This is a genomic window from Bradyrhizobium manausense (assembly GCF_018130615.1).
Taxonomy (GTDB): domain Bacteria; phylum Pseudomonadota; class Alphaproteobacteria; order Rhizobiales; family Xanthobacteraceae; genus Bradyrhizobium; species Bradyrhizobium manausense_A.
In genome coordinates, this window is the sequence record NZ_JAFCKB010000009.1 from 213014 (window position 1) to 235285 (window position 22272).

Below are 22272 nucleotides of genomic sequence, written 5' to 3' on the forward strand. Positions count from 1 at the left end.
GCGGCCACCGCCGTCGCGCCGCGGCCGTGCGACCTACACCAGCAAATGAAAGCCTTGTCCGATGCTGGCAGCCAAATCGTTGCTTGCGTCGTGATCGAGGCTCGCGGCCACCGTTTGCTGCGAGGCAAGCGGAGCCGCGCCTCCGCTCCCCGTGGTGTTGACGTGGAAGTAGCTATAGTAGCCGTTGCCTGAATAGGCCTGGCCATCATAGGCCTTCACATAGAGGTCGTCGGACGTCCCGCCACTTCCCGCAACATAGGTCGTTTGAGCGAGCTGCGCCGCCGTCACCGCATACGCGGTCTGTGCCGGTACGATGGTTCCGTTGACGGCAAAGTGCCCGCTGCTCGCCGACGGGCTGTCGTCGTAGAGATAATAGGTCAGCGCATCGCCGTCGGCATCGCTGGCGCTGAACAGGCTCGATGCCGTGAACGTCTGGCCTGCCGTCGCCGAGATCACTGTCTGCGGCACCGTCACGACCGGCGCGTGGTTGCCGCCGGGAGCGACCGCGTTGACGTGGAAATAGCTGTAGGTGCCATTGCCTGAATAGGACTGGCCATCATAGGCCTTGACGTAGAGATCGTCCGACGTTCCGTTGCTCCCCGCAACAAAGGTCGTTTGCGCGAGCTGCGCCGCCGTCACCACATATTCCATCTGTGCCGGCACGACCGTCCCATTGACGACAAAGTGCCCACTGCTCGCGGACGAGCTGTCGTCGTAGAGATAATAGGTCAGCGCATCGCCGTCGGCATCGCTGGCGCTGAACAGGCTCGACGCGGCGAGAGATTGCCCCGGCGTTGCCGAGATCACCGTCTGCGGTACCGTCAGAACCGGCGCATGGTCGGCGACGTTTGCACTGGTCGTGTTGACATGGAAATAGCTGTAGGCGCCATTGCCCGAATAGGCCTGACCATCAAAGGCCTTCACGTAGAGATCGTCGGACGATCCGTTGCTCCCTGCAATAAAGGTCGTTTGCGCCAGCTGCGCTGCCGTTACCGCATACGCCGTCTGGGCCGGAACGATTGTGCCATTGACGACGAAATGCCCACTGCTCGCCGACGGGCTGTCGTCATAGAGATAGTAGGTCAGCGTATCGCCGTCGGCGTCGGTCGCGCTGAACAGGCTCGACGCCGTGAACGCCTGGCCGGGGGACGCCGAAAGCACCGTCTGCGTCACCGTCAGAACCGGCGCATGGTCGGCGGGCGTGTTGACATGGAAATAGCTGTAGGTGCCGCCGCCCGAATAAGACTGTCCGTCAAACGCCTTGACGTAGAGATCGTCGGACGTTCCGCCGCTGCCTGCAACGAAGGTCGTCTGGGCGAGCTGTGCCGCCGTCACCACATATTCCGTCTGCGCCGGCACGATCGTGCCATTGACGACGAAGTGGCCGCTGCTCGCCGACGGGCTGTCGTCGTAGAGGTAGTAGGTCAGCGCGTCGTTGTCGGCATCGCTGGCGCTGAACAGGCTCGACGCCGCAAACGTCTGCCCGGCGCTCGCCGCGACAACGGTCTGCGACACCGTCAGGACGGGCGCGTGATTTGACGTGATCCCAACGAGGTCGGCTGCCGTGATCGTCAGCTTGCCGACGAGGTCGATCGCAAAATCCGCGACGCCGTCGCCGTTGGTGTCGCCCTGGAGGACCGTGACGCCCCGCGCGCCGTCATAATAGAAATTGAGCTCGCCGGCCCTGCCGTCAAAGGCAGAGACGCCAATGAAGTGAAAGGAGTCGCTTGCCGCCGTGCTGGGGATGGCGTCCATGGACGACAGGTCGATATGATCGACGCCGTGCGTAAAGTCGGTGATCTGATCATGCTGACCGACCGCCGGCGAGCTATCGCCGGCCGCAAAGACGAAAGTGTCGGCCCCGTCGCCGCCGGTCATGATGTCGACCCCGGTACCACCGACCAGGGTGTCATTGCCGCCGCCGCCGGAGAGCGTGTCGTTCCCGCCACCGCCTTTCAGCACGTTGGCGATGGCATTTCCGATGATCGTGTCGTTACCGGTGCCGCCAGTGGCATTGTCGATGTAGGAGCGCACGTCGCCATTGTAGAGATAGGCGTTGTAGACATTCCCCGACGCGTAATGGCCGCTGCCGAGATTGGCCAGCTGCACGGTCGAGAATACCGACGACGCACCGGGATTGAGATTGATGGTCAGGCTGGTCGTGTAATTCGACAGGTCGTAGGTATCGACGCCGCCACCGTCCCAGACCGTGTCGTAGATGCGGTTGGCCGAACCGCCGGTACCGCCACCCGGCGCGAGCTGTCCGACGCCGTTGACGAACTCCTGCCCCGTCGTCGGACTCCAGGTGTAGACGGTGTTGCCGCTCTGCGTGTTGTAGTTCGCGCCGTACAGCGTCTGCAGCGCGAGGATATCGTTGGCCATATAGGTCTGCGGATATCCGTAGGCCTCGTTGGTGTAACCGGTCAGCGGCCCACCGACATAGCTGCGATAGCTCATGACGGTGTATTCGCTGTCGTCATGTGCGGTCGGCACCGCGACATTGGCGACGCCGCCGGCCTCCTGGCTGTGCTTGAGACCCATGGCGTGCCCGAGCTCGTGCAGCGCGGTCGTGAAATAGTAATTGCCGAGCTGTGCCTGGGTGTAATCGTACTGCGTGCCAAACCAAACGTCGCCGCCGGCCGCGTAGTTGCCGGGGTAATAGGCGTAAGAGGTCGGATTGGCCGCCGGCGACTGCGCGACCATGATGTCGGCCGTGCCCGTGCCGTTATAGGTGATGCTGGCGTTGGTGTAGCTCTGGATCAGCGCGATGGCGTAGTTGATCGCCGCCTGCATCTGGGTCGGCGCAGCCGAAAAGCCCGACTTCGTCGGTTCACTGCTGCCGCCGGAGTAAGGATTGGCATAGGTGCTGGACGAGGTGGGGAAACTGTAGCTGATCGTGCCGGACCATTTGGTTCCCGCCAGCAGGCCGTCTATGTCCGCGTTGTTGGTTGCACTAACGTTGACAGAGGTCGCCAAGAGAATCTCCAAAACAGCAAGCCCCCGATTGTTCGGAGGCGCGGAATGATTCTAGCTTGAGCCCCATACGTTTGGTTTAAGTTTGGCGATGCGGCCTGATCTCTTCCTTAAGACCTTGTTAAACATCAGATCCCGTGGAGGTACGGCAAGAGCGACGATGCCGATTCAGCTGCCATCGCAATTGACAAGGGAACTCATGAAACCACACTTGCTCTCGGCCGGTCTGCTCAGCGCTTTCGTTGCGCTTGCGGGGCCAGATCAGCTGCCCTCCGGAGGAACGCCTGTCATGGTCGAAAAAGCCAACGCGGACGACAGCGGCAAGGCGTTGCGCGCGCCCTCGGTTCCACCGGCCCGCGCCCCATCGGCAGCGGTCGCCGAGGAGTATGAGCTGGCGCGCCAGAAGGGAACATCAGAGGCGCTCGAGCTGTTCATCGCCCGCCACCCTGACAGCGCACAGGCACAGAAGGCTCGCGAGGACCTCGGTGCGATGAAGCGGTAGAGGCCGGTGCGCCCGGCTTGGCGCCCACTCCAGCCCGTCCCCCCTCAGGTCTCGATCTAAACCAGCAAGTGAAAGCCTTGTCCGACGCTGGTGGCCAAATCGTTGCTTACGTCGTGATCGCCGCTCGCGAACACCGTGTGTTGCGAAGCAAGCGGGGCCGTCCCGCTCCCGGTGGTGTTGACGTGGAAATAGCTGTAGTAGCCGTTGCCTGAATAAGCTTGGCCATCATAGGCCTTCACGTAGAGGTCGTCGGAGCTCCCGCCGCTTCCCGCGACAAAGGTCGTTAGCTGCGCCGCAGTCACGACATACTCGGTCTGCGCCGGCACAACTGTTCCATTGACGGCAAAGTGCCCGCTGCTCGCCGACGGGCTGTCGTCATAGAGATAATAGGTCAGCGTATCGCCGTCGGCGTCGCTGGCGCTGAACAGGCTCGACGCCGTGAACGTCTGGCCTGACGTTGCTGAGATCACCGTCTGCGGCACCGTCACGACCGGCGCGTGATTGATGCCGGTGGCCGCGGTCGAATTGACGTGGAAATAGCTGAAGTAGCCGTTGTTCGAATAGAGTTGGCCATCATAGGCCTTGACGTAGAGATCGTCGGACGTTCCGCCGCTTCCAGCGACGAATGTTGTCTGGGCGAGCTGCGCAGCCGTCACCGCGTAGGCGGTCTGTGCCGGAACAACTGTCCCGTTAACGACGAAGTGCCCGCTGCTCGCCGCTGCGTTGTCGTCGTAGAGGTAGTAGGTCAGCGTGTCGCCGTCGGCATCGCTCGCGCTGAACAGGCTCGTGGCGGCGAGAGATTGCCCGGGCGTTGCCGAGATCACCGTCTGCGGAATCGTGACGGCAGGCGCATGGTCGCTGCTCGCTGCCGTGTTGACATGGAAATAGCTGAAGTAGCCGTTGTTCGAATAGAGTTGGCCGTCATAAGCCTTGACGTAGAGATCGTCGGACGTTCCGCCGGTTCCCGCCACGAATGTCGTCTGCGCGAGTTGCGCCGCCGTCACCGCATAAGCGGTCTGGGCCGGAACAATTGTCCCGTTGACCACAAAGTGCCCGCTGCTCGCCGATGCGCTGTCGTCGTAGAGGTAATAGGTCAGCGCATCCCCGTCGGCGTCAGTCGCGCTGAACAGGCTCGATGCCGTAAACGTCTGGCCGGCGGTCGCCGAGATCATCGCCTGCGATATCGTCACGACCGGCGCATGGTCGGCGGCCGTGTTGATATGGAAATAGCTGTAGGTGCCGCCGCCCGAATAGGACTGTCCGTCGAACGCCTTCACGTAGAGATCGTCGGACGTTCCGCCGCTGCCTGCGACGAAGGTCGTTTGGGCGAGTTGCGCTGCCGTCACCGCATATTCCGTCTGCGCCGGCACGATCGTGCCATTGACGACGAAATGGCCGCTGCTCGCGGACGGACTGTCGTCGTAGAGGACGTAAGTCAGCGTATCGCCGTCGGCGTCGCTGGCGCTGAACAGGCTCGATGCCGCAAACGTCTGACCAGCATGTGCCGAGATCACCGTCTGCGGCACCGTGACCACGGGCGGATGATTGGTGTGAAGGTGAAATCCCAGCGCATCAAGTTGCTGCAAGTCGACTGCGGTCAGGACTTGGCTGGTGCTGCCAGAATAGAACTCATTGAAGGGATCGTTGCGGCCCTGCACACCGCTATTGAGGAAATCGCTGGCGTCGGACGTCTGGCCGTAGTCCGCGATCTTGGTGTTGCCCCCGTCCAGCGAAAAATACGCGGCCGGCGCGGTGGCGCCGCCCTGGAAGAGGCGCGTCCCAACCCCGGTGAATCGGAAAAGGTCGAAAACGTCCGGGGCCGTACCATAGGGGATACGTCCCATCGCATGGGTCAGTTCGTGAAGCGCCACGCCAACGATGAGGTTTGGATTGATGTCCGCTGCAAAAGTCGCGCCGCCGTCATCCGTCGTCGCATCGTTGGGGTTGAGCAATCCCCAGAGCTTCAGTTGCGCGTTCCAGACCGCAACGTTCGTTTGTCCCTGAATCGAAGATCCTGACGGCAACGCATTGAAGGTCGCGTCACCGGCGCTCGCGTTGTTGACCAGATCGCTCCGGATCAGGGAATAGCTTTCATACAGGCCGCTGTCGGGGCCGGCAGCGGCGCCTCCGCCGGAGCCGCTGATATCGACGTTGAGGTTGACGGTTATCTTGTCGGTGATCAGCGAAGCCAGAATCCCCGCGGCCTGCGCGATCCCCGCCCTCAGGCTCGCGGAAGCCGCCATCGCTGCAGTGTCGAAGTTCAGGTTGAGCGTGAGCCCGCCAGCCGAGACCGTGACCACGTTGCCGGACGCGCTGAAAACAGGGCTCGCTGTCGACCCATCGACCGCAAAGAAGCTGGCATGAATGGCGTTCCCGACGACGGTAAAGGTCGGGTCGTCGGAGGGGTCATAGTCGTTTGGATCGATCGCCATCTGTCGTCTTCACCTGAGCCTGCCGCCAATGCAACCCACAGTCCGATTCGCCGGCAATCACAGCCAATAGCAGAATCGGCGCAGTTTGAGCCGGACGAATTGCTATTCGGTTACAAAAGAATTCACGCCGGATGCCAATTTCTCACCAGGATTTGCCGCTGTTGCCCGCCCGCCCAGAACAGCGCCGGGGCATGAGAGGCCGCGGACCTCGCGTTGGATCCAGGGGAAACGGCGGCCTCAGCGCTCGCGACTTGGCGCCCACTCCAGGGCCCGCAACCTCGCCTCGGCAATCTCACCGCGCGTCATCTTGGACGTCACGGCGTCGCGAATTCGCACACGCGCATCGCGGGCCTGGCGGGGCGCCGCCGCAGTGGACAGGTTGAGCCATTTGCTGGCTTCGACGATATCCCGCGGCACCCCTTGGCCCCTGTCGTAGAGAAGTCCGAGGGAATATTGCGCGAGGCTATCGCCCTGCTCCGCGGCACGGCGGTACCACATCGCCGCCTCGGTATAATTCTGCGGAACGCCACGGCCGGTCTCGAACATATAGCCGAGATAGGTCTGGGCAGGCGCGCTGCCGCGCTCGGCGAAGGGAATGAATGCCCGCGAGGCTGCAACGTAGTCCTGACGATTGAAAGCGGACACCCCCTGTCGGAGGGATTGCGCCTGGGCCGCCGAGCCGCTGGACCACATCGCCGCGGCAACCAGCAGGACCAGCCTTGCGCCACCAACCATTCCCCCGCCGGCGCCCTTTGGCCGACGGTTGGCGCTTGGACGATCGTTGTAGCCTGTGCCCATCCCTGCCCCACTCCCGCTGTACCCTGTCAGGTTAGCTTCCCACCTGGCCGATTTCCAGCATCTTCGCAGGGCCAAAAAGAAGAGCGGCGGGCTTCCATCAAGAAGCCCGCCGCTCTGGCACAAATCGAATGCTACTTCAGAGGTGTCGATATCGTCGGCGTGAAAGCGCCGTTCGTCGCGTTGTCGACGAAGGACGTCACCGAGGCGCCACCAATCGCATTCACTGCGGTTGCGGCACCGAACATCTTGTTGCCCGAGAGCAGCAAATTGCTCGGCGCGGTAACCTGGATCGCGAAGCTCGGATTGTTGTCATACAAGGTGGTGAACGACAATCCAGTGTTCTGGACGCCACCGGATCCTGCAATATTGAAACCGCCGGCGTTGTTGGTGATGATCGAGTCCCGGATGACGGCGCGTGCGCCGGCCGTGCCGACCAGGTTCACACCGTTTCCGGTGAAGTGCCGGATCTGACAATTCACGATCGTGGTCGTTCCGGAGCCGATGATCTTCACACCGTCGAGGCCCGTGCCAAGACCTTCGATATCGAGGCCCTGAAGCAGAACCCTGTCGGTCGCTGCGGGAAGACTGACAACGATACCGTTGGTGCCGGAAACCAATACGCCGGCTTCAAATGTCGAGCTGATGGTGATCGACTTGGTGATGGTCACGGCGCCGAAGCCACCGGGATCGAGAACGTTGATTTCGCCGAATGTCGCCGTCTTGGAGATCGCGCCGGCGAAGGTCTTGCACGGTGCTGTGCGGCTGCAAGGATTGGCATCATCGCCAACGCCGGAAACCCACGTGCGGGTCGCCTGGGCATTTGCTGGCGCGGACGCCAGGAATGGGACCAAAAAGCCGATCGTCAATATGAGTAAACCAAACCGCCTCATCTCTGCCTCCTCTGAGCTGGCCGATTTCCGGCCCAGCAAAACTGCCGAACAATCATTTCCAGGTAGAATTGCTAGTGAAGGCAGCCCCGGCTTGTGCATATCGCATGCGCGAAACGTCGCCGGCAGCCATCCCCCAATTCGCTGCAGTCCGTAGTCCATGCTGTGACGCGCTATGGGCCGGAATCACGCCACTGAATTAGAGACCCACTATGAGATCGAAGCCGTGTTGGCGTCCGCCTCACGTGCATCTGTCCTCCGTTTGGAGGATCAGGTTCAATTTGAGTTTGCAATTTTTGCGATCGCTTCTGACGGCGGGAACCAAGGGCCGCTGGCGCAAAATGAGCTTGAACTCGAAAAATGGCCTGCGAACCTCGATCGGGAAAAGATGGTAACTCAGCAATCGTTACAGGGCAATGACGTCAGGCCGCCCGCATCGACCGCTGTCCCCAGGGCTGTTATAGCTGCCTCGCCGGCCGGACCCGCGTGATTTGGCGGCGGATCTATGCACTTCTCCCTGGAGTCTCGTGAATGGCCTTCCCGCGCGCCTCGCAAGCCCTCTCCCGTTTCACCGTGCTCGACCTGACCCGGGTCCGTTCGGGACCAACCTGCGTACGGCAATTGGCCGATTGGGGCGCCAATGTCATCAAGATCGACGCACTTCTGGAGGACGGCGGCGGCGAGCAACCCGGCGGCCCCCGTCAGGGGGCCGATTTCCAGAACCTGCACCGCAACAAACGCGCCATGACGCTGAACCTCAAGGATCCCAAAGGTCTCGCTGTGTTCAAGCGGCTGGTCGCGAAAGCCGATGTCGTCGTCGAAAACTTCCGGCCAGACGTCAAGACCAAGCTCGGCATCGACTATGAGAGCCTGCGCGGGATCAATCCGGCCCTGGTCTACGGCAGCATTTCGGGGTTCGGCCAGGATGGCCCCTATCACAAGCGGCCGGGTTTCGATCAGATCGCGCAGGGCATGGGCGGCCTGATGTCGGTCACGGGCGCCCCCGGCGGCGGTCCGATGCGGGTCGGCATTCCGGTCGCCGACCTCACGGCCGGGCTGTTTTGCGCGATCGGCATCCTTACCGCGCTGCTGGAGCGCGACGTGTCCGGCGAGGGGCAATGGGTGCAGACGTCGCTGCTGCAAGCCCAGATCTTCATGCTGGACTTCCAGGCAGCGCGTTGGCTGATGGAAAAGGAAGTCGCCGGCCAGGCCGGCAACAATCATCCGACCAGCATCCCGACCGGCGTGTTCAAGACCTCCGACGGCTACATCAACATTGCAACCACTGGTGGACGGATCTGGGAACGTTGCGCGCAGGCGATCGGCGCGCCCGAGATGGTCACCAATCCGGAGTATGCCACCGCGCCGGCCCGCTCGAAGAACCGCGACGCCTTGAACGCGGAGATCAGCAAACGGACCGTGACGAAATCGACCGAGACCTGGGTCAAGGAACTCAACGACGCCGGCGTGCCGTGCGGGCCGATCTATGCGATCGACCAGATGTTCGAGGATGCCCAGGTCAAGCATCTCGGCATCGCGCAGGATGTGCCGAATGCGGCGAACCGGCCGATCCGGCTTCTCGCACAGCCGGTCAAATTGTCCCGCACCCCGAGCAGGATGGCAGCCCGACCGCCGGAATTCGGCGAGCAGACCGAAGAGGTGCTCGCCGAGTTCGGCTTCAGCGCGAGCGAAATTGCCGAACTGCGGCAAGGCAAGGTGGTGTGAAGCGCGGCCCCCGCTAGCGCCGCGCCTCTTCCGAACACGGCCTTCGTCACACGACCAGTATGTCGTGCGGGTTGATCGTCACGCCGGCCTGAACCTGTGCCAGCGCCAGCGCTGCCCCCTGGGTTCCGTCGGCGCTGAAGTAGAGCGTCTGGTTGGCCGTATCGAACAGGAAGCCGGAGAGCCCGTTGAACTGATCGCTCGCCGCAGTCTGGAACATCGGCGTCACATCCATGCCGGCCGTCAACCCGCCGCCGAAACCGCTCGCCGAGACGGCGATATGATCGTGCTGGCTGGTGTTGTTGAAGTCGGTAATGGTCGCGGTGCCGTCGGTCGTGTGCATGAACGCGAACGTGTCGTTGCCCGCGCCGCCGCTCATGACGTGGCTTCCCGAATTGCCGAACAGGATGTCGTTGCCGCCTCCGCCGTTGAGCGCCTCGGTACCATTGGTGGCGATCAGGATATCGTCTCCGCCAGTACCGTTGAGGGTGGTGGCGCTTGCTGCGTTGTTGCTCACGGTCGCGGTGGCCGTATTGGCGCTCGCCGCCAGTCCGTCGGACGCGGCGTAGTTGAACGAGCCGCCCAACGCGGCATCGTCCGTGAAGGACACGTCTGGACCCGACAGCGACGCCGAGCCGCCACTGCTCGAGGTGATACTGCCGACCGATAGATGGTCGATCGTATCAGGATCGGTGTCGTTGGCCGCCAACGCCCAGGTGGGAATGTCGACGGTGCCGTTCGGACCGACATCGGTGACGACATTGTCGCTCACGGCCGTGGGTGCATCGTTGCTCCCGTTGAGGGTGACGCTGATGTCCTGGTAGGTGGTGGCACCGGCGTTGTCGGTGACTGCCACGGTATAGATCTGCGTGATCGACTGCCCCTGCGCCAGGAATTGGATATCGGCATTATCGACACTGAAATGCCAGGCCACAGAGCCCGAGCCGCCCGACTCCGTGACCGGGTCGAGCGTGAACGTTCCGAAATAGTTGCTGTCGTGCGGCGCGAAGCTCGCCGTATGGGTATCGCCCGGATCGGAGTCCGCGAACGAGACGGATCCGTCGGAGGTCTCGACCGCCGGTCCCGGCGTCGGGGCCAGCGAGAACTGGTCGAAATGCATGCCCGAGATGCCGGCAGTGTAGTTGATCAGGAACTGATCGGTCAGGCCGTCGCCGACAACGTCGAAGGTGTATTTGGTGAAGCCGAATGCAATCTCCGAGTCCACCGCCGACACCAGCGTCGCGCCGCCCAAGGATGCGACAAACGACTGGCTGCCGCCGCCGGCATCGCCGGCGAGATAGAAACTCAGGGCGTAGTGCTGTCCGGCAACGGTCGCAATGTCCTGCTCCAGCGATCCGCTACCCGCGAGATCCGCCGTGTAATTGGCGAAGTCGCCGCCCAGTGCATCGAACTCGACGTTCGCACCGCCCCCAGCGATCCAGCCCGTGAAATCGCCGGTCTCGAAGCCACCATTGACGGCAAGGCTCGGCCCGGCGTCTTCGGTGATCGAGGCGAAGGCGACCGCCGACGTGATCTGCGGCGCCTCGTCCGATCCCGTGATGTTGAACGTCAGGGTGGTCGCCGTATTGTGACCGAAGCTGTCGGTGACCGTGAAGTTGAACAGGTCGGTGGCATGCTGGCCGTCGAGCAGGCCGTCGAGCGCCGGATTGGCGGTGTAGAGATAGGTGCCGTCGTTGAATACCGTGAGCGTGCCGTAAGCGCCTGCGACGTCCAAAGCGCCGGAGACCGCATGACCGTTGACATCGGTCACGCTCAGCGAATTGGCGATGTCGCCGGCGTTATCGCCGGCATCCGTGATCATGTTGCCGACGGCGACAATGTTGCCCGCATCGGTCGCGGTCGTGTCGGCAACGCTGGCGACGTCCGCATTGATGATGGGCTGGTTGTCGGCCGCACCGGTGGCCGTGATCGTCACCAATTGCGTCGAGGTGGTCACACCGTCCGAAACGGTGACGTTGTAGGTCACGGTCAGCGTGTCGCCGGCGCTGAGGAAATCGAGGTCCTTGTCCGGAATGCTGAAGGTCCAGTCGATGCCACCGTGTCCCGAGCCGGTGGAGTCGTGCAGGACCGTGGCCAGCGCCGACTGCAGATCATTCAGCGTCTGCGACGGCACGAAGTCGCCGCCCGACCAGACGGCGGAGCCGACATCGACGCTCACCGAATGGTGGTCGGTCAAATCAACGTCATCGAATGCGAGCGTGCCGGTCGGCGTCGGGCTCGTGCTGTCCAGCGACGACGACCCGATCGTGTCAGCCTGCTCGGCAACCGTGCCGCTCTGCGGAGCGCCGGTCATGACGACGGCATCGTTGGCGCCGGTGATGACGACTTCGACGGTCTGCGTTGCGGTGGTCGAGGCGTCGCTGACGTGGACCTGGTAATCGACGGTCAGGGTCTCACCCGCAGCAAGGAAATCAAGCTGGCTATCGGGGATGCTGAAAGTCCAGTCGACGCCGCCGCTGCCCGTGCCGGTGGAGTCATGCAAGGCCGTGGCAAGCGCGGTTTGAAGGGCCGTCTCCGTATCGGTCGGAAGCGTCGAGCCGCCAGACCATGTTTCGGACGCCAATGACACTGCAACGGTATGGGAGTCACCGGTGTCCGCGTCCGTGAAGTTCAACGTCCCCGTCGGCACCGGGCTCGTCGTGTCCGGCGCCGCGGAGCCCGTCGTATCGGCGAGTTCGGACAAGGTGGCGGATTCCGCGCCGCTGCTCATCACCACCGGATGGTTGGTGCCGAGAATGGTGATGGTGACGTCCTGCATCGCCGTCGCACCGGCAGGGTCGGTGACGACCACCTGATAAGTCAGCGTCAGGGTCTCGCCGCCGGGGATGGCGCTTGCCAGGCTGTTGGGAAGAGCAAAATCCCAGCCGACGTCGCCAAGCACATGGCCGGTCGAATCCGTCAATGACGTGGAGAACGCGCTGAGCAGCACGGAGTTCGGGATCGAGATCGAACCGCCACCCGACAGCGAGGCCGAGACCGACGTAGCGACGGAATGGCTGTCGGACAAGTCGACGTCGGTAAAGGGCAGGTCGCCATGCGCAGTGAGCTTGCCGTCCGGCGAGACGTTCTGGTCCTCGATGAGATGCGCGGCCTCGGGACCGCAGAGGAAGACCGGCTTGTCGTTCGTCCCGATCACCGTCACCACGACATTCTGCGTGGTGATCCCTCCGGCATGATCGTCAAGTTGAAGGACATAGTTGATCTTCAGCTGCTCGCCGGCCGCGAGATAGTCGAAGGCAAGATCCGGCGCGGAAAACGTGGTGTTGATTGTTCCGCTGCTCGAGCCCGACACCTTGACGATGTTGTTGATGCTGAAGAAGGACATCAGTTCCGCGGTGCCCAACCCACCCGGCAAGATGCCGGTGGTCGTCCCCGAGGCGGACGCTGCGACCACGCTTGCGGTGAAGTTGGTGTTGGTCAGATCGACGTCGGTGAAATTCACGGCAATCGGTGTCGTGTCAGGTGACAATGACAGGGTCTGGTCCGCCTGCTCGGTGACGGTCGCCGCTACCGACGTCGCGATCACCGGCTTGTCGTCGGTGCCGGTCACCGTGATGGTGACCGTCTGCGTCGCCGTGCCGCCATGATTGTCGCTGACCATCACGTCATAGGTGAGGACGATCACCTGGTTCTTGGACAGGAAGTCGAAATCGTCATCGGCTTCGCTGAATGACCATTTTACCGTCCCGGTCCCGTTGGTGTCCTTGGTGATCTGCGACGTCATTGCCGTCTGGAAATGCGCGAGCGATGAGGCCGGGATCACGGAGCCGCTGGACAGCACCGCGGAATGCAATGCGACGGACGTCGTATGGGTATCGCTGTGATCGCTGTCCTTGAACGTCATCGTGTCCGAGAATTGATGCAGCGTCGTGGAATCCGTCGTGTTGCTGAATTCGCCGAAGCTGTCGCTGTCCGGACCGCTGGTGAAGACGGGCGCGTGATTGGTCATGGAAAACACCTCCCTGAGTGGGTGCAACACAAGCGCCGCCTATGACTTCGGAGGCGCGTTCAAATTTGCTTGGCCGGTTCGCGAGCACGGCAGACACGAAATCGCACGAAGTACAGAGAACGCGGAATGGTGCGCTGTCAGAACTATCGTCGTCGTTTCTCAGTTTGATGACTGGTGGAGCATCGAGGGTGATGACGGGCGGTCGCGTGACGGGCCGGTCGAAAGAAACGTCAGAAGATCTACAAAAGACTCTGGAGGGACAATGATCGTCATTCGCAACCACAGAGATCATATTCGCAACGCTGCGGTTACGTCAACCTAGGCGCGCAACGCCGCGAGAAAACCAGCAGCACGCTTGAAAACAATTTGAACGAATTGGCAAATCTTCCCGTTGTTCGCGACAAACCGACGTCGTTCCGGCGACGGAACCACTCGTCCCCTGCACATTGATCTTTTCCGGATATCAACCGGCGCGGACCTCAGCGACAATGTCGCGCAATCCGCCGCAAGAGCGCCGTCGCGATCTTGTCTCCAGGGGATTCTGAAGATGCGGGCCGCGTCTTTGGCGCGATATTCAGGAGGCCGCCTGCATGCCCCGCAAGTGGTTCTGCCCTATGGCAAACTTGCCGCCAACGGGCTATCTGCTATATTTCCGAACTATGGATTGCACGAGGGCTCATGAAGGGGACTATCTGGCGGGCAGCACCTGTTTGCGCCTCTGTCCGGTGACGACGGCCATGTCCGCGTCCCGCGCCGGCGAACCGGTCCAATGAGCGGCAAGGGAGCGCTGGGCGAGGCGGATCGCATTGCGCGGCTGTTTGGCCTGATCGCCGTTCGTGCCGGCGAAACCATCATGAGGGTCCGCGCGACGGCGAGCGATCCGCAATACAAGAGCGATGGCTCGCCGGTCACCGCAGCCGATCTTCAGGCCGACGAGGTCATTCGAGCGTGCCTTGCACGCAATCTTGCGGGCCTGCCGGTCATCACGGAGGAGACCTGCGATGGCACGGTGACGACTGGGCATCCGCGTTTCATCCTCGTCGATCCCCTCGACGGCACCAAGGAATACATCCGGGGCGCAGCCGAATTCACGGTCAATATCGCCCTGATCGAGGACGGATCACCGGTCGCAGGCGCGGTCTATGCGCCGGCCCTGTCCCAGCTCTATCTCGGCGGATCGAACGCCTACAAGCTGCATGTCGAACCGGGCTCGTGCGGTCCCTCGTTCAGCGACATGCAGACGATCGAGGTGCAGGCCCCCTCCCCCGAAGGCCTGCGGGCCGTCACGAGCCGGTCGCACCTCGACGATGCCACGAAAGCCTGGATCGGCCGGCGCCGGATCCGGGAACTGAAGCCGTCCGGATCCTCGCTCAAATTCTGCGTGGTTGCAGAAGGTGCGGCAGACGTCTATCCACGTCTGGCTCCGACCATGGAGTGGGATACGGCCGCGGGCCACGCGGTGCTCCTGGCGGCCGGCGGACGCGTTGTCGGCCTGGACGGAGAGGACGTTCGCTACGGCAAGCCGGCCTATCGCAACGGTCACTTCGTTGCATGGGGCGGAAGCGTCGGCGAATAGCGCAACTGGATCAAAAGACGCAATATGCTGCCACGACATCTCCGCCGCCTCGAGGCTGAATCGATCGAGATCATGCGCGACGTGGTCGCCGAGTTCAAAAAGCCGGTCATGCTCTATTCGATCGGCAAGGACTCGAGCGTGATGCTCCACGTGGCGATGAAGGCGTTCCATCCGGCCAAGCTCCCCTTCCCGCTGCTCCACGTCGACACCACGTGGAAATTCCGCGAGATGATCAGTTTTCGCGACGAGACGGCCAAGCGCATCGGCGCCGATCTGATCGTCCATGTGAACAAGGAAGGCGTCGAGCGCGGCATCGGCCCGATCGCCTCCGGCTCCTCGCTGCACACCCAGGTCATGAAGACCGACGCATTGAAGCAGGCGCTGGATCTCTATCAGTTCGATGCGGCATTCGGCGGCGCCAGGCGCGACGAGGAGAAGAGCCGGGCCAAGGAGCGCATCTTCTCGTTCCGCTCCGCCGGCCATGTCTGGGATCCGCGCAACCAGCGCCCGGAGCTGTGGAACCTGTTCAACACCCGCATCCGCCAGGGCGAGACGATGCGCGTGTTCGCGATGTCGAACTGGACCGAGCTCGACATCTGGGAATACATCATGCTCGAGAACATCCCGGTCGTGCCGCTCTATTTTGCCAAGATGCGTCCCGTCGTGCGGCGCGGCGGCACGCTCATCATGGTGGATGACGACCGCCTCCCGCTGGAGCCGGGCGAGACCGCGGAGATGCGGATGATCCGCTTCCGCACGCTCGGATGCTACCCGCTCAGCGGCGCGATCGACTCGTCGGCGACGACGATCAAGGACATCGTCGCCGAGATGCAGACGGCAACGGTCTCCGAGCGGCAGGGCCGCCTGATCGATTCCGACGAGGCCGCCTCGATGGAAAAGAAGAAGCGCGAGGGCTATTTCTGATGGACACCTCCGTTCTCCGCGAACCGCATTCGACCGGGACCAAGGACCAGCTGCGCTTCATCACCTGCGGCTCGGTCGACGACGGCAAGTCGACCCTGATCGGGCGACTGCTGCACGACAGCAAGCTGATCTTCGAGGATCAGCTGGCCGCGCTCGCGCGCGACAGCGCCAAGCACGGCACCACCGGCGACGACATCGATTTCGCGCTGCTGGTCGACGGCCTCGAGGCCGAGCGCCAGCAAGGCATCACCATCGATGTCGCCTATCGCTTCTTCACGACGCCGCGGCGCTCCTTCATGGTCGCGGACACGCCGGGCCACGAGCAGTACACGCGCAACATGGCCACCGGTGCCTCGACCGCGCAGCTCGCCATCATCCTGATCGACGCCCGCAAGGGCGTCCTGGTGCAGACCAAGCGCCATTCCTTCATCTGCTCGCTGCTCGGCATCAAGCACGTCGTCGTCGCCATCAACAAGATCGACCTGGTCGATTACAAGAAGGACGTCTTCGATCGCATCGCCGGCGATTATGTCGCCTTTGCCACCGGGCTCGGCTTCTCCTCGATCGTCCCGATTCCGATGTCGGCGCGTTATGGCGACAACATCATCGAGCGCTCGGGCAATACCGACTGGTATCACGGCCCCTGCCTGCTCGATTATCTCGAAAGCATCGACGTCGCGAGCGAGACGACCGGGCTGCCGTTCCGCTTTCCCGTGCAGTGGGTCAACCGCCCCAATCTCGATTTCCGCGGCTTCACCGGAACGGTGGCGTCAGGCAGCATCTCGCCCGGCGACGCGATCGTGGTGTCGGCGTCCGGCCACAAGAGCCGCGTCAAGGAGATCGTGACCTACGACGGCGAATTGCCGAAGGCCGAGGCCGGCGATGCCGTGACGATCACGCTTGAGGACGAGATCGATATCGTCCGCGGCGATATCCTGGCGAAACCGACCGAACGTCCTGAAGTGGCCGACCAGTTCGCCGCCCACCTGATCTGGATGGATCAGGACCCGCTCGTGCCGGCGCGCAACTACATCGTCAGGATCGGTACCCAGACGATCACATCGGCGAGCGTCACCGCGATCAAATACCGCATCGACGTCAACACCCGCGAGCACCTGGCCGCGACGACGCTCGGCCTGAACGAGATCGCATTCTGCAATTTCGCCGTGGCGCTGCCGGTCGCCTTCGATTCCTACGAGGCCAACCGCCGGACCGGCGCCTTCATCGTCATCGACCGCTACACCAACCGCACCGTCGGTGCCGGCATGATCGCATTTCCGTTGCGGCGCGCCAGCAACATCGCCTGGCAGCCGCTCTCGATCGGCAAGGCCGAACGCGCCGCGATCAAGAACCAGAAGCCGCGGATCATCTGGTTCACCGGCCTGTCCGGCGCGGGCAAATCGACCATCGCCAACATTCTTGATCAGAAGCTGTACGCGCTCGGCAATCACACCATGCTGCTCGACGGCGATAATCTCCGCCATGGGCTCAACCGGGACCTCGGCTTCACCGAGGCCGATCGGGTCGAGAACATCAGGCGCGTCGGCGAGGTCGCCAAGCTCATGGTCGACGGCGGCCTGATCGTGATCTGCTCGTTCATTTCCCCCTACAAGGCCGAGCGTGACATGGTGCGCGGCCTCGTCGCCGAGGGAGATTTCGTCGAGGTGTTCGTCAACACGCCCATCGAGGAGTGCATGCGGCGCGACCCGAAGGGGCTCTATAGCAAGGCGAAGGAAGGCAAGATCAAGAACTTCACCGGCATCGATGCGCCCTATGAAGCGCCCGAGCGCCCGGAAATCCGGCTGGAGACGGTCGGTCATCGCCCGGACGAGCTTGCCGATCAGATCGTCGAACTCCTCAGGCGCCTTTGAGATGCCGAGCCGCCTTGGGCTAGAGCGTTTTCGAGCGAAGTGGATACCGGTTCGCGTCAAGAAAACGCGTCAAAACCAGAACTAGAGCCCCGTTCCGATATCATCGGAACGGGAAAGGCTCTGGGGTCTCAGCCCCGCGGCCCCGGCAGCAACTCGTCAATGCGGCCCGCGGCCCGATAGGTGATCAGACCGAGCCACTCGCGGACCCCGAGATTGGTCCGCGACAGGCCGTCCTCCGCAATATCCGTGAACGAGAAGGCGTCGCGTCCCGTGCCGACGCGCCAATCGACCGGACAAGGCTCGACCGCAAATCCTACTTTGCGAAACAGACCGATCGACCGCGGCATGTGAAAGGCCGACGTCACGAGCAGCCAGCGCTCGCCGGGCTTCGGATCGACCATGGCTTTGGCGAACAGAGCGTTCTCATAGGTGTTGCGGGCGCGGCTTTCCAGCATCAGCCGGCTCTTGTCGATCCCAAGGCTTTCGAACAGCGCGGCCGCGAAGTCGGCCTCCTTCGCCTCGCCGGAAATCAGATTGGGGTTGCCCCCCGTGAAGACCACGCGCGCGCCAGGATATTTCCGGGCCAGCGCAGCGGTCATGATGATGCGGTCGGACGCGGTCGTTGTGACCGGCGTACCATGAGCCGCGGACAGGTCGACATCGATCGACGCGCCAAGAACGATGATACCGTCCGGCGCGCCCTGGGACGGGGTCCAGGCCGGGAAGCGCGACTCCAGCGGATAGAGCAGCAGGTTTCCGACCGGTCCGAACCCGCACAGCGCGAGCATCAATGCAGACAGCAGCACCAGCGCGCGGCCGAGCCTGAAGAATCGCGTCAGGAGCAGGAGCGAGCCCAGCACGGTGAGGCCGATCAGGAAATTCTGCGGCAGCGCCATGACGCCGAGCGTCTTGGATAGAACGAAGAACACGGTTTTCCTCCGGTCGCAAACGTAATCGTCATATCATCGATTGATGGAGGAAGCAGGCTTCGCCCCAGGCCGCCGGCGGCTCGCTCAGGCGCGAGCCAGGCGCGCCGCCAGTTCGGCGCATTGATTGCGAATGTCGGGAATGGCGATGCTCGCGCGTGGATCCTTCACCACGCCCGTACAGTCCGCGACGGGTCCGAGCTGGAGTTGATGTGCGAGGAGGACACCGCTTGCTCCGCCACCTATGACGATTGCGTGTCGACTAGCGGACTGACCCATTGACCTGCAAACCATCGTTGGTGCGCGTTGCCGGCCTCGTTACATACCGCGCGATGTTTTGCAACCGACCGCAACTCGGCATCGATCGTGGATGCGGTCGTCCGATAAACGACAAAGCCCGGCGTTTGCGCCGGGCTTTGCTTGTTGTTGACGCCTCTGTCGATCAGTACTTCGCGACCACCGGGCCGCCGAACTGATAGTTGATGCCGGCGCGCAGGATGTTGTCGGTGAAGCGCGACGAAACGTTGGCGGCGATCGTGGAGCCCGGCGCCAGCGTGAACGGACCGGACGAGAAGCGGCCGAGATCCATGTAGAGATATTCGAGCTTGGCGCTCCAGTTCTGGGTGATCTTGCCTTCCACACCCACGCCGACGGTCCAGCCGGCGCGCGTTTCCGAATTCGAGCCGACCGAGGCGATCGCGACACCGGCGGGTGTAAAGCCGGACATGGTGCCGGTGGTCTTGATCGAGCCGAAGGCCAGACCGCCGGTGCCGTACAACAGCACCTGGGGCGTCGCCAGGACGCCGACGCGACCGCGGACGGTGCCGAACCATTCAAGCTTCTGGTCGATCGCCAGCGTGGTGCCGGCAGCGGCGCCCGCGGGCAGGAAGGTCAGGCCGGGAAGACAGGCACCGCCCGCAAGTCCGGAAGCAGCGCAACTGAAGCCCGCGCTGCCCTTCTCACCCGACCAGTTCAGGTCGCCCTCGATGCCGAACACCCAGTTGGCGCTCTGCCAGTTGTAGCCGGCTTGGCCACCCGCGACGCCACCGTTCATGTTGAACGAGGCGCTGGTGATGGAGCCGGCGGGCGCCGCGATCGCAGCGCCACTGGCCGTATTGTTGTAGGTGACGTCGCTGCGCGAACGGCCCCAGCTATAGCCGCCGTTGGCGCCGATATAGAAGCCCGTCCAGCTCCAGACCGGCTCGACCATGACCGGTGCCTTGACGTAGGGCCGCGCCGCCAAATCGGCAGCCATTGCGCCCGTTGCGAACAGCGACATCGCCGCTGCGATTCCAATCACAATCCGCTTCATGAAAATCCCCTCCGCACAATCTCGTGACCAAAATATATGCCGCGGACTGCCCAAGGACTGTGCTGCCTTGGCAACATTCAGAAACAATCGATTTGAAGTGGCGCCCGCACCGGAACACCACCACCCCACCATGCAATTGATTCTGAAAGAAATTATCTCGTCGGGCTAAGGCGATGTCGTCCTGGTCCGCTGCGTCCATCCGACGCGGGCGAGCAGCCCGTCGATCACTGGCCAGAACAGCAGCACGATCGCCAGCGTCGTGATCGAGCCGACCAGACCGTTCGACCAGAACACCTTGAGGTCGCCGCCGGAGCCGATCATCGACAGGCGGAAGGCGTCCTCGGCGCGGTTGCCGAGCACGAGCGCAAGGGTGAACGGTGCCAGCGGAATGCCGATCTTCTTGAAGACGTAGCCGACGACACCGAAGCCGAGCATCAGCCAGATGTCGAACATCGCGTTCTGGATCGCATAGGCGCCGATCGCACAGGACACCACGATCATCGGCGCCACCGCCGCGAACGGCACGCGCAGGATCGAAGCGAAGATCGGCACCGTCGTCAGCACCAGCACGAGGCCGACGACATTGCCGAGATACATCGACGCGATCAGGCCCCAGACGAAATCCTTGTGCTCGACGAACAGCAGCGGGCCTGGATTGAGCCCCCACACCATCAACCCGCCGAGCAGGATGGCCGCGGTGCCGGAGCCGGGGATGCCGAGCGCCAGCATCGGCAGCAGCGCCGAGGTGCCGGAGGCATGCGCTGCGGTTTCCGGCGCGAACACACCCTCGATGCGGCCCTTGCCAAAACTCTCGGGCTCCTTGGCGAAGCGCTTGGCGAGATTGTAGCCCATGAAGGACGCCGCGATCGCGCCGCCCGGGGTAATGCCGAGCCAGCAGCCGATGAAGGAGGAGCGCAGCAGCGTCACCCAGTATTTCGGCAGATCCTTCCAGACGCCGAGCACCACGCGCAGCGAGATGCTCGCGGCGTGACCGCGCAGTGCCAGCCGCTCCTCCATCGTCAGCAGGATCTCGCTGATGCCGAACAGGCCGATGACGGCGACGAGGAAGTTGATGCCGCGCAACAGCTCGGCGGAGCCGAAGGTCATGCGCAACTGGCCCGACACCGTGTCCATGCCGACGCCGGCGAGCAGAAGGCCGAGCGACATCGAAATGACCGTCTTGTGCTTGGCTTCGCGCCCGAGACCGACGAAGGAGCAGAAGGTCAGCAGATACACCGCGAAGAACTCGGGCGGCCCGAACTTCAGCGCAAAGGACGAGATCATCGGCGCAAGGAAGGTGATCAACAGCACCGCGACCAGCGAGCCGATGAAGGACGACGTGAACGCCGCGGTCAGCGCCTCCGCTGCTCTACCCTGCTGCGCCATCGGATAGCCATCGAAGGTGGTCGCGACCGACCAGGCTTCACCCGGGATGTTGAACAGGATCGAGGTGATCGCGCCGCCGAACAGCGCGCCCCAATAGATGCAGGATAGCATCACGATCGCCGAGGTCGGATCCATCGTGAAGGTGAGCGGCAGCAGGATCGCGACGCCGTTGGGGCCACCGAGCCCCGGCAGCACGCCGACAAAGATGCCGAGCACCAGCCCGACCATCATCAGCACGAGCGTCTTCCACGTCAGCAGGACGGCGAAGCCGTGAAGCAGGAGACCGAAAGCTTCCATCGGGGGCCCACCTAGTAGCCGAAGGCCGCTTCGAGCGGTCCCTTTGGCATGATGACGTCGAAGGCGATGTCGAAGGTGACGAACATGATCGCCGTGAACAGGAAGGCGGTGAGCAGCGACTTCCACAGCGCGATCTTGCCGATCATGCGCATGAAGCCCGCAATCAAAAGGAAGCTCGCGACATAGAGGCCGAGGAACTGCGTCACCAGGCAGAACAGCAGCGTCGGCACGAACACAGCCATCACGCGGCGGGCCTGCGCGCGCGTGATGAAAGTCCCAGCGGCCCCGCTGCGCGCCAGCAGCGCGACGATCACGCCGTAGAGGCTGGCACCGCCAAGGACGATCGACAGATAGAACGGAAAATAGCCAGGCTCGGGCCCGGTCGAATCCCAGGAGGCGCCGGTGCGCCAATTGTCGTAGCCAAGCGTGGCGGCGAGCGCCAGCAAAAGAAGACAAACGAATATCTCGATCGTGCCGGAGGAAACGACGGAAGGCGAGTCGTCTTCAGGCGCGGTCGGATCGTCGACGACGATTTCAAGATCGGTTTGGGACATGCTCTAACAACAAACGCTGCGGCCGATCCCCTCTCCCCGCTTGCGGGGAGAGGGTTAGGGTGAGGGGGAGTCTCAACGGGGACGGTGAAAGTCGGACTCGCGGAGAGTCCCCCTCACCCGCATCGCATCTGACGATGCGATG

14 protein-coding genes are annotated in these 22272 nt (G+C 62.9%); 5 read left to right on the forward strand and 9 right to left on the reverse strand.

The window, feature by feature from the left end; all coding sequences use genetic code 11:
* Window positions 1–33: 33 nt before the first annotated feature.
* Complete coding sequence (locus tag JQ587_RS36695) at window positions 34–2976, reverse strand: M10 family metallopeptidase (RefSeq protein ID WP_249154380.1); 2943 nt, start codon at window positions 2974–2976, stop codon at window positions 34–36.
* A 286-nt stretch (window positions 2977–3262) separates the two neighbouring features.
* On the opposite strand from JQ587_RS36695, the gene JQ587_RS19365 reads away from it, so the two are divergent.
* Window positions 3263–3475 carry a hypothetical protein gene (locus JQ587_RS19365; RefSeq protein WP_349629514.1) on the forward strand — a complete coding sequence of 71 codons (213 nt, stop codon included), beginning with the start codon at window positions 3263–3265 and terminating at the stop codon, window positions 3473–3475.
* Window positions 3476–3531: 56 nt separating this feature from the next.
* On the opposite strand, the gene JQ587_RS19370 is transcribed toward JQ587_RS19365, so the two are convergent.
* From JQ587_RS19370 to JQ587_RS19380, 3 genes are all read right to left on the reverse strand, one after another.
* A complete protein-coding gene (locus JQ587_RS19370; protein ID WP_212426275.1) occupies window positions 3532–5907 on the reverse strand; it encodes an NF038122 family metalloprotease in 2376 nt (791 codons plus the stop codon).
* Between the two features lie 237 nt (window positions 5908–6144).
* Window positions 6145–6705, reverse strand: a complete 561-nt coding sequence (locus JQ587_RS19375) for a tetratricopeptide repeat protein (RefSeq protein ID WP_433995264.1) — start codon at window positions 6703–6705, stop codon at window positions 6145–6147.
* Between the two features lie 131 nt (window positions 6706–6836).
* Window positions 6837–7754 (reverse strand): right-handed parallel beta-helix repeat-containing protein, encoded by a 918-nt coding sequence (locus JQ587_RS19380; protein WP_249148936.1) that lies wholly within the window; start codon window positions 7752–7754, stop codon window positions 6837–6839.
* Between the two features lie 369 nt (window positions 7755–8123).
* On the opposite strand from JQ587_RS19380, the gene JQ587_RS19385 reads away from it, so the two are divergent.
* Window positions 8124–9317 (forward strand): CaiB/BaiF CoA transferase family protein, encoded by a 1194-nt coding sequence (locus JQ587_RS19385; RefSeq protein WP_212301307.1) that lies wholly within the window; start codon window positions 8124–8126, stop codon window positions 9315–9317.
* A 46-nt stretch (window positions 9318–9363) separates the two neighbouring features.
* On the opposite strand, the gene JQ587_RS19390 is transcribed toward JQ587_RS19385, so the two are convergent.
* Window positions 9364–13284 carry a beta strand repeat-containing protein gene (locus tag JQ587_RS19390; RefSeq protein WP_212426276.1) on the reverse strand — a complete coding sequence of 1307 codons (3921 nt, stop codon included), beginning with the start codon at window positions 13282–13284 and terminating at the stop codon, window positions 9364–9366.
* Between the two features lie 769 nt (window positions 13285–14053).
* Between JQ587_RS19390 and JQ587_RS19395 the strand changes: the two genes are divergently transcribed.
* From JQ587_RS19395 to cysN, 3 genes are read left to right on the forward strand one after another with little or no spacing between them, the layout of a single operon-like run.
* Complete coding sequence (locus JQ587_RS19395) at window positions 14054–14860, forward strand: 3'(2'),5'-bisphosphate nucleotidase CysQ family protein (protein ID WP_212301309.1); 807 nt, start codon at window positions 14054–14056, stop codon at window positions 14858–14860.
* Window positions 14861–14884: 24 nt separating this feature from the next.
* Window positions 14885–15784 carry a sulfate adenylyltransferase subunit CysD gene (gene cysD, locus JQ587_RS19400; RefSeq protein ID WP_212301310.1) on the forward strand — a complete coding sequence of 300 codons (900 nt, stop codon included), beginning with the start codon at window positions 14885–14887 and terminating at the stop codon, window positions 15782–15784.
* Window positions 15784–17655: a sulfate adenylyltransferase subunit CysN gene (gene cysN, locus JQ587_RS19405; RefSeq protein WP_212426277.1), complete on the forward strand. Its 1872-nt coding sequence runs from the start codon at window positions 15784–15786 to the stop codon at window positions 17653–17655. The genes cysD and cysN overlap by 1 nt, the downstream gene beginning before the upstream one ends.
* A 128-nt stretch (window positions 17656–17783) precedes the next feature.
* Here the strand turns inward: cysN and JQ587_RS19410 are convergent, their stop codons facing one another.
* The 4 genes from JQ587_RS19410 to JQ587_RS19425 all read right to left on the reverse strand — a co-directional run bounded on the left by JQ587_RS19410 (window position 17784) and on the right by JQ587_RS19425 (window position 22130).
* Window positions 17784–18584 (reverse strand): YdcF family protein, encoded by an 801-nt coding sequence (locus JQ587_RS19410; RefSeq protein ID WP_212426278.1) that lies wholly within the window; start codon window positions 18582–18584, stop codon window positions 17784–17786.
* Between the two features lie 439 nt (window positions 18585–19023).
* Entirely contained in the window at window positions 19024–19893 is an 870-nt protein-coding gene (locus JQ587_RS19415; RefSeq protein WP_212426279.1) for an outer membrane protein, read from the reverse strand.
* Between the two features lie 165 nt (window positions 19894–20058).
* Window positions 20059–21576: a tripartite tricarboxylate transporter permease gene (locus tag JQ587_RS19420; RefSeq protein ID WP_212426280.1), complete on the reverse strand. Its 1518-nt coding sequence runs from the start codon at window positions 21574–21576 to the stop codon at window positions 20059–20061.
* Between the two features lie 11 nt (window positions 21577–21587).
* Window positions 21588–22130 (reverse strand): tripartite tricarboxylate transporter TctB family protein, encoded by a 543-nt coding sequence (locus JQ587_RS19425; protein WP_212426281.1) that lies wholly within the window; start codon window positions 22128–22130, stop codon window positions 21588–21590.
* Window positions 22131–22272: the final 142 nt, after the last annotated feature.

What these genes read in the sequence shown, in the direction of transcription:
- JQ587_RS19415 (WP_212426279.1), bottom strand. Translation starts at nt 19,893, where the DNA reads ATGAAGCGGATTGTGATTGGAATCGCAGCGGCGATGTCGCTGTTCGCA.
- JQ587_RS19380 (WP_249148936.1), bottom strand. Translation starts at nt 7,754, where the DNA reads ATGGACTACGGACTGCAGCGAATTGGGGGATGGCTGCCGGCGACGTTT.
- JQ587_RS19385 (WP_212301307.1), top strand. Translation starts at nt 8,124, where the DNA reads ATGGCCTTCCCGCGCGCCTCGCAAGCCCTCTCCCGTTTCACCGTGCTC.
- JQ587_RS19390 (WP_212426276.1), bottom strand. Translation starts at nt 13,284, where the DNA reads ATGACCAATCACGCGCCCGTCTTCACCAGCGGTCCGGACAGCGACAGC.
- JQ587_RS19395 (WP_212301309.1), top strand. Translation starts at nt 14,054, where the DNA reads ATGAGCGGCAAGGGAGCGCTGGGCGAGGCGGATCGCATTGCGCGGCTG.
- JQ587_RS19420 (WP_212426280.1), bottom strand. Translation starts at nt 21,576, where the DNA reads ATGGAAGCTTTCGGTCTCCTGCTTCACGGCTTCGCCGTCCTGCTGACG.
- JQ587_RS19425 (WP_212426281.1), bottom strand. Translation starts at nt 22,130, where the DNA reads ATGTCCCAAACCGATCTTGAAATCGTCGTCGACGATCCGACCGCGCCT.
- JQ587_RS19375 (WP_433995264.1), bottom strand. Translation starts at nt 6,705, where the DNA reads ATGGGCACAGGCTACAACGATCGTCCAAGCGCCAACCGTCGGCCAAAG.
- cysN (WP_212426277.1), top strand. Translation starts at nt 15,784, where the DNA reads ATGGACACCTCCGTTCTCCGCGAACCGCATTCGACCGGGACCAAGGAC.
- cysD (WP_212301310.1), top strand. Translation starts at nt 14,885, where the DNA reads ATGCTGCCACGACATCTCCGCCGCCTCGAGGCTGAATCGATCGAGATC.
- JQ587_RS19365 (WP_349629514.1), top strand. Translation starts at nt 3,263, where the DNA reads ATGGTCGAAAAAGCCAACGCGGACGACAGCGGCAAGGCGTTGCGCGCG.
- JQ587_RS19370 (WP_212426275.1), bottom strand. Translation starts at nt 5,907, where the DNA reads ATGGCGATCGATCCAAACGACTATGACCCCTCCGACGACCCGACCTTT.